At 61.2% G+C, this 12,540-nt stretch carries 8 protein-coding genes; 5 read left to right on the top strand and 3 right to left on the bottom strand.

What is annotated here, in order from left to right; genetic code table 11:
- The first annotated feature begins 43 nt into the window (after positions 1–43).
- The 5 genes from BN1800_RS43890 (at position 44) to BN1800_RS13540 (ending at position 5,436) form a co-directional block, all read left to right on the top strand.
- Positions 44–292, top strand: a complete 249-nt coding sequence (locus BN1800_RS43890; protein ID WP_425299001.1) for a hypothetical protein — start codon at positions 44–46, stop codon at positions 290–292.
- The gene (locus BN1800_RS13555; protein WP_425299004.1) at positions 195–1,550 is read left to right on the top strand and encodes a phosphomannomutase; all 1,356 of its coding nucleotides are present in this window, start codon (positions 195–197) and stop codon (positions 1,548–1,550) included. Before BN1800_RS43890 ends, BN1800_RS13555 begins: the two co-directional genes overlap by 98 nt.
- Before the next feature lie 28 nt (positions 1,551–1,578).
- On the top strand, positions 1,579–3,006 hold the full coding sequence (locus BN1800_RS13550; RefSeq protein WP_027510118.1) for a mannose-1-phosphate guanylyltransferase/mannose-6-phosphate isomerase: 1,428 nt from the start codon (positions 1,579–1,581) through the stop codon (positions 3,004–3,006).
- A 94-nt stretch (positions 3,007–3,100) separates the two neighbouring features.
- A complete protein-coding gene (locus tag BN1800_RS13545) occupies positions 3,101–4,417 on the top strand; it encodes a UDP-glucose dehydrogenase family protein (RefSeq protein WP_086998218.1) in 1,317 nt (438 codons plus the stop codon).
- Between the two features lie 2 nt (positions 4,418–4,419).
- On the top strand, positions 4,420–5,436 hold the full coding sequence (locus BN1800_RS13540; protein WP_086998215.1) for an NAD-dependent epimerase: 1,017 nt from the start codon (positions 4,420–4,422) through the stop codon (positions 5,434–5,436).
- On the opposite strand, the gene BN1800_RS13535 is transcribed toward BN1800_RS13540, so the two are convergent.
- From BN1800_RS13535 to BN1800_RS13525, 3 genes are all read right to left on the bottom strand, one after another.
- A complete protein-coding gene (locus BN1800_RS13535; protein ID WP_086998212.1) occupies positions 5,384–7,231 on the bottom strand; it encodes a putative bifunctional diguanylate cyclase/phosphodiesterase in 1,848 nt (615 codons plus the stop codon). The genes BN1800_RS13540 and BN1800_RS13535 overlap by 53 nt on opposite strands.
- A 130-nt stretch (positions 7,232–7,361) precedes the next feature.
- Positions 7,362–9,146, bottom strand: a complete 1,785-nt coding sequence (locus BN1800_RS13530; protein WP_027510115.1) for an IlvD/Edd family dehydratase — start codon at positions 9,144–9,146, stop codon at positions 7,362–7,364.
- A 154-nt stretch (positions 9,147–9,300) separates the two neighbouring features.
- The gene (locus BN1800_RS13525; RefSeq protein ID WP_027510114.1) at positions 9,301–12,498 is read right to left on the bottom strand and encodes an efflux RND transporter permease subunit; all 3,198 of its coding nucleotides are present in this window, start codon (positions 12,496–12,498) and stop codon (positions 9,301–9,303) included.
- Positions 12,499–12,540: the final 42 nt, after the last annotated feature.

Here is a 12,540-nt window from a genome sequence, read left to right as displayed (position 1 = left end):
TAATTCGCGCAGGAAAGCAAGCGTCAGCAAAGGCTTAACACGGATGAAATTTGGAACAAGCGGCCTGCGCGGCCTTTCCACCGATCTGAAAGGCCGGGCGTCGACTGTCTATGCGACAGCGTTCGGGCAGTATCTTCTTGAAAGCGGCCACGCAAAAGAAGGCGATCTCGTCCTGCTCGGCCGCGACTTCCGCGATTCCAGCCCTGCGATCGCTGNAAAGCGGCCACGCAAAAGAAGGCGATCTCGTCCTGCTCGGCCGCGACTTCCGCGATTCCAGCCCTGCGATCGCTGAGACCTGTGCTCTCGCGCTGACCGGACTGGGCTTCAGGGTCGCCGACTGCGGCACCGTTCCGACACCGGCGCTCGCGCTCTACGGGTCGCGCAACAAGGCCGCCAGCCTGATGATCACCGGCTCGCACATCCCGGCGGACCGCAACGGCATCAAATTCTACCGGCCCGATGGCGAGATCGATAAGGCGGACGAAGCGGCGATATCCGATCTTGCAGCCAAGCTCGACCGCCCCCTGCCCGAAGGCGTAATGGCAGGCAAAGCAGAAATTGAGGACAGGTCCGGCGAATGCGCCGAATCCTTCATGGCGCGTAACGCCGGCATCCTGCCTCCAAATGCCCTTTCCGGCCTGAAGATCGGCGTCTATCAGCACAGTACGGTTGCGCGCGACATGATGGTGCGGCTGCTGTCGCATTACGGAGCCGAAGCCATCGCGCTTGGACGGTCGGAGACATTCATCCCCGTGGATACCGAAGCCGTTTCGGCGGAAACTATCGCGTTCCTGAAGGATTGGGCACAGTCCCTGATGCTTGATGCGCTCGTTTCGGCCGATGGCGACGGCGACCGGCCTTTGGCAGCGGACGAGACCGGCGCTCCGCTGCGCGGCGACCTGCTCGGGCTCATCGCTGCGAATTTTCTGAACGCCGGCACCGTCGTAACGCCCGTTACCTCCAACTCCGGCATCGAGACGGCCGGCTCTTTCAACGTCACCCGCACGCGTGTCGGCTCGCCCTTCGTCATCGCCGGCATGCAGGAGGCGATCTCCGCAGGCAAGGACCGCGTGATGGGCTTTGAAGCCAATGGCGGCCTGCTGACCGGTTCGGATTTCGCCATCAACGGCGAGACGCTGGAGGCATTGCCGACACGCGACTGCTTCCTGCCGATACTGGCCGTCCTTTCGCTGGCGGCGGCACAGAAGAAGCCGCTGTCTGCGATTGCCGGTTCCTACAATCTTCCGGTCGCGGCGGCCGACCGGCTGGAGAACTTCCCCGTCGAGACGAGCGCACGGCTCATGGCCTATTTGCGCGCCTCGCAGGAAAACCTCGCCGAATTCCTGAAGCCTATTGGCAAGCCCTTCACAGCAAGCGATATCGATGGCTTGCGCGTCACGCTGGCCGACAAGCGCATCGTCCATTTCCGTCCCTCGGGCAACGCGCCGGAGATGCGCTGCTATGTCGAAGCGGAAACCGAACAGGCCGCAAGCCAGCTGCTTGACGCCGGACTGAACCGGATCACGCACTGGGCCGACAGAATTGATTGAAGACAGAAGATTTGAGGAAACGCACCCGATGACGCAAAAGATCGTTCCCGTGATCATGGCAGGAGGCAAGGGCACGCGCCTGTGGCCGCTGTCGCGCGCTGCCGCGCCCAAGCAATTCATCCAGTTCATCGGCGACAAGACGCTGTTCCAGGAAACGCTCGCCCGCGTCTCCGATCCTGCCCTCTACGAAGCTCCGATCGTGCTGACCAATGAGGAATTCCGCTTTCTCGTTGCCGAACAGGCCCGCGAACTCGATCATACGCTGAAGGCAATCCTGCTGGAGCCGGTGGCCCGCAACACCGCACCTGCCGTTGCCGCCGCTGCCACCCTCGTTGCCGACCTTTTCGGCAAGGACGCGATCATGCATGTGCTCGGCTCGGACTATGAGATCGTCGCCGACGAGAGCTATTTCGACAGCGTGCGCATGGCACGGGAAACGGCCGCCAGCGGCAAGCTCGTGACGTTCGGCATCCAGCCGTCCGAACCAGCAGTTGGTTACGGCTATATCGAGGGCGGCGAAAACCTTCCGACCGGCGCGCAGACAGTGAGACGCTTCATCGAAAAGCCGCCTTTGGACAAGGCGAAAGACATGGTGGCTGCCGGCGGCTTCTACTGGAATTCCGGCATGTTCATGTTCCAGGTGTCTTCACTCCTGGCCGAGATGCGCAACTATGCCCCGGACGTCATGATAGCGGCAGGAGACGCCGTCGCGAAGGCCGCCCGCGATCTCGACTTCACCCGTCTCGACGCCAAATCCTTCGCAACGGCCCCCAACATCTCGATCGACTATGCGATCATGGAAAAGACGGCCAATGCCGCCGTCGTGCCCTCGCCCTTCAAGTGGTCGGATCTCGGCAGCTGGGATTCCGTCTGGAAAACCGGGACACGCGACCCGAACGGCAACGTCGCGACCGCCAACACGACGCTCGTCAACAGCCGCAACTCGCTGGTGATGAGCCACGGCGTGCATCTAGCCGTTCAGGGGATGGAGGATGTCGCGGTAATCGCCAGCGAAGATGCCGTCTATGTCGGGAAGCTGCAGGACAGCCAGAGCGTCGGCGACCTCGTCAAGACGCTGGCCGCCCTGCCTGCGACGTCGAAACTGACCGAGACCCATCCGACCTCGTACCGGCCTTGGGGCGGCTATACCTCGATCTTCAACGGCGACCGCTTTCAGGTGAAGCGCATCTTCGTGACACCCGGCAAGAAGCTGTCGCTGCAGAAGCATCACCACCGCTCGGAACACTGGATCGTCGTCAAGGGCACGGCCGAGGTGACAATCGGCGAGAATGTGCAGATGCTGCGGGAAAACGAGTCGGTCTATATCCCGCTCGGCGAGGTGCACCGCCTGGCAAACCCGGGCAAGATCATGCTCGAACTGATCGAGGTGCAGACCGGCTCCTACCTCGGCGAGGACGATATCATCCGCATCGTCGACGAGTTTGGGCGCAGCTGAGAACTGGCGCTGTCTTGAATTTATAACGGTGCGCCTGTAACACGATTGCGTTTTGCCGCCGATAGGCCGCGATCGTTTTCATGAAGGTTATCCTATGCGCATTGTTATGATTGGTTCGGGCTATGTCGGTCTCGTCTCGGGTGCCTGCCTTGCGGATTTCGGCCACCACATCACCTGCGTCGATAAATCCGAAGCGAAGATCGATGCCCTTGAGCGCGGTGAAGTGCCGATCTTCGAGCCGGGCCTCGATGCCATCATCGAACATAACCGGGCCGCCGGTCGCCTCGATTTCTCCAAAGACCTCGCTGCACCAGTCGCAGACGCCGATGTCGTTTTCATCGCAGTCGGCACGCCGTCGCGCCGCGGCGACGGCCATGCCGACCTGAGTTACGTCTATGCTGCAGCACGCGAGATTGCCGCCGCCGTCAGCGGCTTCACGGTCGTCGTGACGAAATCCACTGTTCCCGTCGGCACCGGCGATGAGATCGAGCGCATCTTCCGCGAGGAGTTCCCCGGCAAGGATATCGCCGTCGTCTCCAACCCGGAATTCCTCCGCGAAGGTGCTGCCATCACCGATTTCAAGCGCCCCGACCGCATTGTCATCGGCACGGAAGATGCACGCGCCACGGAAGTGATGCGCGAAGTCTACCGGCCGCTCTACCTCAACGAAGCACCGCTTTATTTCTGCGAGCGCCGCACGTCGGAGCTGATCAAGTACGCCGCCAACGCCTTCCTCGCCATGAAGATCACCTTCATCAACGAAATCGCCGATCTTTGCGAGCAGATCGGCGCTGACGTGCAGAAGGTTGCCAAGGGCATCGGCATGGACAAACGCATCGGCGACAAGTTCCTGCATGCGGGTCCCGGCTATGGCGGCTCGTGCTTTCCGAAGGACACGCTGGCGCTCGTCAAGACCGCCCAGGATTATGACAGCCCGATGCGCCTCATCGAAACGACGGTGGCGATCAACGACAACCGCAAGCGGGCCATGGGCCGCAAGGTAATCGCCGCCTGCGGCGGCAGCGTGCGCGGCAAGAAGATCGCCGTGCTCGGCCTGACCTTCAAGCCGAACACCGACGACATGCGCGATGCGCCGTCGATCACCATTATCCAGGCGCTGCTCGACGGCGGCGCCACCGTTCACGCCTACGATCCGGAAGGCATGGAAGCGGCCAAGGAAATGCTTGGCCCTGTCACCTACGGCACGGACCCATATGATATCGCCGAAGGCGCCGACGCCATCGTGCTCGTTACCGAATGGGATGAATTCCGTGCGCTCGACTTCAAGCGCCTGAAGACCGCGATGAAGAATCCCGTGGTTGTGGACTTGCGAAATGTCTATCCTGTCACCGAAATCACGCGTCACGGCTTCAGCCACTTCGCCGTCGGTAAGAAGACGGAGAAGAGATAGAAATGCATTACTTCATAACAGGCACCGCAGGCTTCATCGGCTTTCACCTCGCGCGGCGCCTGTTGCAGGATGGGCATCGGGTTACCGGTTTTGACGGCCTGACGCCGTATTACAACGTCAAGCTCAAGCACATGCGGCATGCGGCTCTGGCCCAGTTCCCCACCTTCAAGCCGGTGGTCGCCATGCTTGAAGATCAGAAGGCGCTGGAGGACGCGGTCAGCCAGGCAAAGCCGGACGTCCTGATCCACCTCGCGGCCCAGGCGGGCGTCCGCTACAGTCTCGAAAATCCTCGCGCCTATCTGAGCTCGAACGTCGAAGGCTCGTGGAATATCCTGGAAACCGCGGAGCGCCATAAGGTGCAGCATCTAATGCTGGCCTCGACCTCTTCGATCTATGGTGCGAATCCCTCCGTTCCCTTCCATGAGACCGACAGGGCCGACGAACCCCTGACGGTCTACGCCGCGACCAAGAAGTCGATGGAACTGATGGCGCACAGTTATGCGCATCTGTACAAGGTGCCGACGACCGCCTTCCGTTTCTTCACCGTCTATGGTCCCTGGGGCCGCCCGGACATGGCGCTCTTCAAGTTCGTGAAGAGCATGCTGGAAGACCAGCCGATCGAAATCTACGGCGAAGGCAAGATGAGCCGCGATTTCACCTATATCGACGACCTCGTCGAGTCGATCGTGCGACTTTCCGCGATCACGCCCTCGGAGGAAAACCGCGTTGCCGACGAGAAGGTCGAGACGCTGTCCCGCCAGGCGCCGTTCCGCATCGTCAATATCGGCGGCGGTCAGCCGGTCAGCCTCATGGACTTCGTGGAGACAGTGGAGAGAGCGCTCGGCCAGCCGGCGCAGCGTAAGATGCTGCCGATGCAGAAGGGTGACGTGCCGCGCACCTTCGCAAGCCCGGACCTGCTTGTCGCCCTGACGGGATACAAACCGGACACGACGCTCGAAACCGGCATCAGAGCTTTTGTCGAATGGTATCTGGAAGCCCGCCGGGAGCTGGAATCGTAACTCCCAGCGTTCGTCCGCCCGCACCCGATTTGACCGGAATTCGGCCGGTCGGCGAAATGAGCTTGCCGATCTCCGCAGCTGGCATCGGATATCCGAGTGCATAACCCTGCAGCATGTCGCAGCCGAGCTGCGTCAACGCTTCAGCGTGGCCCTCCGTTTCAACGCCTTCCGCGATCACGCCGACATTGAGCGCTTTGGCTATGTCGATGATGGAACTGACGACACGGTGTTGTTCCTCGGATTCGACGATGTCGGTCACCAACTGCCGGTCGAGTTTCAAGCGTGTTGGGCGCAGCTTTGCTAACCCGATTAGTGAGGCGTGCCCCGAGCCGAAATCATCGATCTCGATATCGATGCCCATCTGTTTGATCTGATCGATATTGCTCAGCAGCCTCTCATCGGGATCGTCGAGAAAGATCGTCTCCACCAGCTCGAAAGCGAATTCGCTAGGAGGAACCTCCATCGCCCGGAGGCCATCGAGCAGCGCCGGATCGAACAGCCGCGCGCTGGAAATGTTGACCGCTATGCGCGGAACAGCGGCGCCCCGATCCTGCCAATTGCGGCGATCATCCAGCGCCTTCCTGAGGATTGTTTCGTCGATGTCTGCCGAAAGTCCACTTTCTTCCGCAATCTTCAGGAACGCAGCAGGCGACAGCAAACCTCTTTCCGGATGAAGCCAGCGGGCAAGCGCTTCGAGGCCGGAAATCGCGCGCGTCCTGGCGTCATATTGCACTTGGTAATAAGGGACGATCTCTCCGCGCTCCAGGCCGCGCTTCAGCTCTTCGGCGAGGCGCCGTTTGCCGAGCAGTTCGTCCTGCAACTGCCGGGTAAAGAATTCGATGCGGTTCAAGCCGAGTTTCTTCGCCTGATAAAGCGCAAGATCGGACTCGGCGAACAGATTGCGCGTCCGCCGGCCGGTGTTCCATGATATGCCGATTGACGTGCCGGACTGCAGCAGTTCCTGGCCGAACCGGATCTTCTTGCGCAGCCGCTGCTGCACATCCGCCGCAATGCGGGTGAGTTCTTCGACACCTGCGAAATTCCAGAGCAGAACGACGAATTCATCGCCGCCAACCCGCGCGACGAGGCTGCTTCCCGGAACGGCGGCCGTAATCCGCAGCGCTGCCGCGCGCAGAACGGCGTCGCCTGCAGCGTGGCCATAGCTATCGTTGATCTGCTTGAACTGGTCGAGGCCAAGGTGAAGGATGGCAAGCATCGAGTTCGACTTATCGGCATGCAGTTCGGTAAACCGCCTGTCGAACAGGCGGCGGTTGGGCAGCCCGGTCAAATAATCGTGCTCGGCCGCATATTCGATGCGCGCGTTGCTTTCTTCAAGCGCCCTTGCCCGCGCCTCGGCGACCTGTCGTTGGTTCTTCAGCTCGGCGTTCAATATGACGTCCGCCGTGACGTCCCACTCAGCGCCGATGAACGAGGGAGCGCCCTCCTCGCTGACGTAGAAATGCGCCCGCGAGCGCAAATGCCGGATTGCGCCGCTTGGCAGGATTATGCGAAATTCGGAATTGTAGGCACCGCGCCGGGCGACCGCCTCCTCGAATTCCTGCACTGCGCGTTGCCGGTCTTCCGGATGGATCGCGTCGCACCACATCGATGTCGGAACGACGCACATGGTCTCGCCTGTTTGATAGAGCCGGTGCATCTGCGCATCCCACAGGATCTGGTTGGTGCGCACATCATGCTCCCAAACGCCGATCTGCGACGCGTCGAGCGCAAGCTCGAGGCGCCTTAACAGATTCTGGAATTCCTGTTCCGACCGGGTCGGTGTTTTTTTCGGCAATTCGGTGTCTCGGTCTTGAGCAGATGCGAGAAGTTATAATACCGTCTCAAACCCACATTAACGAAGCCTTTTACGAATTCCCGATCTAGTTACGAGGTGAACCCTTTCTTACTTCCGTAGGGGGTGTCCCCTAATGGTTGTGACGTGGCGGAACCTTTGCAATCTGGCGGAAGTCTGCCGCCCCTTCAAGCACGGCCCCTTCCGAAAGCTGATTGACCGACCGGCGGTATATTCGCTGCCACGGCGTGGCATCGGCCGGCACCGGCGGAATCCCATCTCCTTTCCGGCGTTCGATCTCTGCGTCGTCGACCAGCATGTCGCAGCGGCCGTAATTGAAATCGATCCGGATGATGTCGCCGGAGCGAAGCCAGGCGAGACCGCCGCCCGCGGCGCTTTCCGGCGAGGCGTTGAGGATCGAAGGACTGTCCGCCGTGCCCGACTGGCGGCCGTCGCCGATCGTCGGCAGGCTGCTGATGCCGCGTTTGAGGAGGTGGTCCGGCGGCTGCATATTGACGACCTCGGCTGACCCCGGCCAGCCGATCGGTCCCGCCCCGCGGATAACGAGAATGGTATTCTCATCGATACCGAGCGAAGGATCGTTGATGCGGTTGTGATAGTCCTCCGAGCCGTCGAAGACGACAGCCTTCCCCTGGAATACGCCCTCGCGCCCGGCCTCCTGAAGATAACGCGCGCGGAACTCGTCCGAGACCACGCTCATCTTCATGATCGCGAAATCGAAGAGATTGCCCTTAAGAACGAGGAAGCCCGCCCGCTCCTTGAGAGGTTTCGCAAACGGCCGGATGACCTCGCGGTCGCTCGCCTCCCGGCCTTCCAGATTCTCGGCCATGGTCCGGCCTGTCACCGTGCGACAGTTGCCGTCGAGCTTACCGACCTGCAGCAACTCCCACATGATGGCCGGCGTGCCGCCTGCCCTGTGATAACGCTCGCCGAGATAGGCGCCAGCCGGCTGCACATTCGCAAGCAGCGGGATATCGAAACCATGGACTTGCCAGTCCTCGGGGTGGAGCTCGACACCCGCATGTTTCGCCATTGCCGCGAGATGCGGCTGCGCATTGGTCGAACCGCCGATCGCCGAATTGGTACGGATGGCGTTGAGGAAAGCCTCGCGCGTCAGGATGTCCGACGGCCTCAGGTCCTCGAACACAATCTCGACGGCGCGCCGCCCGGTGCGGTAGGCCATCTGGCCGCGCTCGCGGTAAGCAGCCGGAATGGCGCCGCACCCCGTCAGCGAAAGGCCGAGCGCTTCGGCCAGCGCGTTCATCGTCGAGGCTGTGCCCATCGTATTGCAGTGGCCGACGGACGGTGCAGAATCGAGCGCTGCCTGAAGGAACTCTTCCCTGTCGATTTCGCCGGCACCGTATTTGCGCCGCATGCGCCAGATCACGGTTCCGGAGCCCGCCAGTTCGCCCTCGTGCCAGCCGTCAAGCATCGGCCCGCCGGAAAGAACGATCGCCGGGATATCCACGGTCGACGCCGCCATGATTGCCGAAGGCGTGGTCTTGTCGCAGCCGGTCGTCAGCACGACGCCGTCGAGCGGATAGCCGTAGAGGATTTCGACAAGCCCGAGATAGGCGAGATTGCGGTCGAGCGCCGCCGTCGGACGCTTGCAGTTCTCGAAGATCGGATGCGTTGGAAACTCGATCGGAATGCCGCCCGCATCACGGATGCCGTCGCGCACGCGCTTGGCAAGCTCGACATGCACCCTGTTGCAGGGCGTAAGATCACTGCCGCTCTGGGCGATGCCGATGACCGGCTTGCCGGAGCGCAGCTCTTCCGGCGTGATGCCGTAGTTCATAAAGCGCTCGAGATAGAGCGCCGTCATATCAATATGATCGGGATTGTCGAACCAGTCCTGCGAACGCAGGCGGCGCTTCGGCGGCTTGTTTTCTGTCATGTTGTCCTCCCCCAACGGGCATGTTTGTACGCTCTGGCGGATGGCTCTGTTCGCCCGATGTACGTTCATCAAAGACATAGACGCATGACACCGCCATGCAAATAAAAAAGGCGGGACCAGATGTCCCGCCTTTGATTTCGACAGCGTTTGCCGCTTATTCCGCCGCGACCCGGATGACATTTTCATCCGACGCTGGATGGTTGTCGTTGTGCTGCACCAGCGGACGGTTGCCCGTCAGCTTACGGACCAGCACGTAGAAGACCGGCGTCATGAAGATGCCGAAGAAGGTCACGCCGATCATGCCGGCAAAGACCGCGACACCCATGGCAGCGCGCATTTCCGCACCCGCACCAGTGGAGACCACCAGCGGCACGACACCCATGATGAAGGCCATGGAGGTCATCAGGATCGGGCGAAGGCGCAGACGGCTTGCCTCGATTGCCGCTTGAACCGGTGTCCGGCCTTCGAACTCCAGTTCGCGGGCGAATTCCACGATCAGGATCGCGTTCTTCGCCGATAGACCGACAAGGACCACGAGGCCGATCTGGGTGAAGATGTTGTTATCTCCACCCGTCAGCCAGACACCCGTCAAGGCGGCCAGCACACCCATCGGCACGATCATGATGATCGCAAGCGGCAAAGTGAGGCTTTCATACTGGGCGGCTAGCACGAGGAAGACCAGGAGCAGCGCCAGCGGGAAGACCAGTACGCCGGAATTGCCCGCCAGGATCTGCTGGTAGGTCAGATCCGTCCACTCGAAGCTGATGCCCTTCGGCAGCGTCTCGTTGGCGATCTTTTCGATCGCGGCCTGAGCCTGGCCGGAGGAGAAGCCCGGAGCAGGACCGCCGTTGATATCGGCGGAGAGGAAACCGTTATAACGGTTGGTCCGCTCCGGCCCGGTCGTCGCGCTGACCTTCAGCAACGCCGACAAGGGGATCATCTGGCCCGATGCCGAACGGACCTTCAACTGGCCGATGTCGTCCGCCTGGGCGCGGAACTTCGCATCGGCCTGCACGCGGACGCTGTAGGTGCGGCCGAAGGCATTGAAGTCGTTGACATAGAGCGAACCCAGATAGATCTGCAGTGTTTCGAAGACGTCAGTCACCGAGACGCCGAGCTGCTCGGCCTTCGCGCGATCGAGGTCAGCAAAGAGCTGCGGAACGTTGATCTGGTAGGCGGAGAAGATGCCGGTCAGCTCAGGCGTCTGATAAGCCTTGCCGATGATAGCCTTGGTGGCTTCATCGAGCGCCTGGTAGCCGAGGCCGGCGCGGTCTTCGAGCTGCATCTTGAAGCCGCCCGTCGTACCGAGGCCGTTGACCGGCGGCGGCGGGAACATCGCAATGAAGGCATCCTGGATGACCCCGAACTTCTGGTTCAGGGACATGGCAATCGCACCGCCGGAAAGTGCGGGCGACTTACGCTCCTCGAAATCCTTCAGCGTCACGAAGACGATGCCGGCATTCGAAGAGTTCGTGAAGCCGTTGATCGACAGACCCGGGAAGGCGATTGCGTGGGCAACGCCGGGTTCGGCCATGGCGATATCGCTCATCCGCTTGATAACATCTTCGGTCCGGTCAAGGCTTGCGGCATCCGGCAGCTGGGCAAAACCGATCAGATACTGTTTGTCCTGTGCCGGCACGAAACCACCCGGAACGGCATTGAAGATGCCGTAGGTCGCACCGGCCAGCGCCAGGTAGATGACCATGACGATACTCTTGCGCGACAGCAGGCCACCGACACCTTTGCTATAGCCCCTCGAACCGGCACCAAAGGCGCGGTTGAAGCCGCGGAAGAACCAGCCGAAGATGAAGTCCATGCCGCGCGTCAGCCAATCACGCTTGGCGTGGTGATCCTGCAGCAAGAGCGCTGCCAGCGCCGGAGACAGCGTCAGTGAGTTGAGAGCCGAGATAACCGTCGAGATCGCGATCGTCAGCGCGAACTGGCGATAGAACTGACCCGACAGGCCGCTGATGAAGGCAAGCGGCACAAAGACAGCGACGAGCACGAGCGCGATCGCGATGATCGGACCGGAAACTTCCTTCATGGCCTTGTAGGTCGCAGCCCTCGGACTGAGCCCATTCTCGATGTTGCGCTCTACGTTTTCGACGACGACGATCGCATCGTCCACCACGATACCGATCGCCAACACCAGGCCGAAGAGGCTGAGTGCGTTGATCGAGAAGCCGAAGACGTACATCACCGCAAAGGTGCCGATGATCGACACCGGAACGGCGATCAGCGGGATGATCGAGGCACGCCATGTCTGCAGGAACAGGATCACGACAAGAACGACGAGCGCGATGGCTTCAAGCAGCGTATCGACGACCTTCTCGATCGACGAACGAACGAACTTCGTCGTGTCGTAGACGATCTCGTAGCTGACCCCGTCCGGCATCGCGGTCTTCAGCTCTTCCATCGTCTTCTGGACCTCGTCCGAGATGGTGATGGCGTTGGAACCCGGAGACTGGAAGACCGGAATGGCAACCGCCGGCTTGCCGTCGAGGATCGAGCGCAGCGAATAATCGGCAGCGCCGAGCTCGACGCGCGCAACATCGCTAAGCCGGGTGATCTCGCCGTTGGCGCCCGTCTTGACGATGATGTTGCCGAACTGCTCCGGCGTCTGCAGGCGGCCTTGCGCGTTCACGTTGAGCTGCAGATCGGTGCCTGGCAGGCTCGGCGAAGCGCCGATCGTACCGGCAGCGGCTTGGACGTTCTGCTCGCGGATGGCATTGGTGATATCACTGGCGGCGAGATTATGCTCGGCAGCCCTCTGCGGATCGATCCAGACGCGCATCGAATAGTCGCCCGAACCGAAGACCTGGACCTGGCCCACGCCATCGATGCGCGCCAGGCGGTCCTTAATGTTGAGGACGCCGTAGTTGCGCAGATAGGTTATGTCGTAACGGTTGTCCGGCGAGATCAGGTTGACGACCATCATCAGGTCCGGCGAACTCTTGACCGTCGTGATGCCGATGCTCTTCACCTCTTCCGGCAGGCGGGGTTCGGCCTGCGAGACGCGGTTCTGCACGAGCTGCTGCGCTTTATCCGGGTCGGTGCCGAGCTTGAAGGTCACCGTCAGCGTCATGACGCCGTCGGAGGTTGCCTGGCTGGACATGTAGAGCATGTCCTCGACGCCATTGATCTGCTCTTCGAGAGGTGTGGCAACCGTCTGTGCGATAACTTCCGGGTTGGCGCCTGGATAGGTGGCACGCACGACGATCGACGGCGGCACGACCTCCGGATATTCGGAAATCGGCAGTGCCCTCAAGCCGATCAGACCGGCGACGAGGATGAGGACCGAAAGCACGCCGGCAAACACCGGGCGGTCCACAAAAAATCTGGAGATGTTCATTTCAAAGCCCTCTCCGGGATGAACTTGGATGCAAAGCCCCTG

The organism is Rhizobium sullae, assembly GCF_900169785.1.
Classification (GTDB): Bacteria; Pseudomonadota; Alphaproteobacteria; order Rhizobiales; family Rhizobiaceae; genus Rhizobium; species Rhizobium sullae.
This window is presented reverse-complemented; position numbering and strand designations above follow the sequence as displayed.

Coding starts and splice junctions, on each gene's coding strand:
- BN1800_RS13540 (WP_086998215.1), top strand. CDS start 4,420: ATGCATTACTTCATAACAGGCACCGCAGGCTTCATCGGCTTTCACCTC.
- BN1800_RS13530 (WP_027510115.1), bottom strand. CDS start 9,146: ATGACAGAAAACAAGCCGCCGAAGCGCCGCCTGCGTTCGCAGGACTGG.
- BN1800_RS13525 (WP_027510114.1), bottom strand. CDS start 12,498: ATGAACATCTCCAGATTTTTTGTGGACCGCCCGGTGTTTGCCGGCGTG.
- BN1800_RS13550 (WP_027510118.1), top strand. CDS start 1,579: ATGACGCAAAAGATCGTTCCCGTGATCATGGCAGGAGGCAAGGGCACG.
- BN1800_RS13545 (WP_086998218.1), top strand. CDS start 3,101: ATGCGCATTGTTATGATTGGTTCGGGCTATGTCGGTCTCGTCTCGGGT.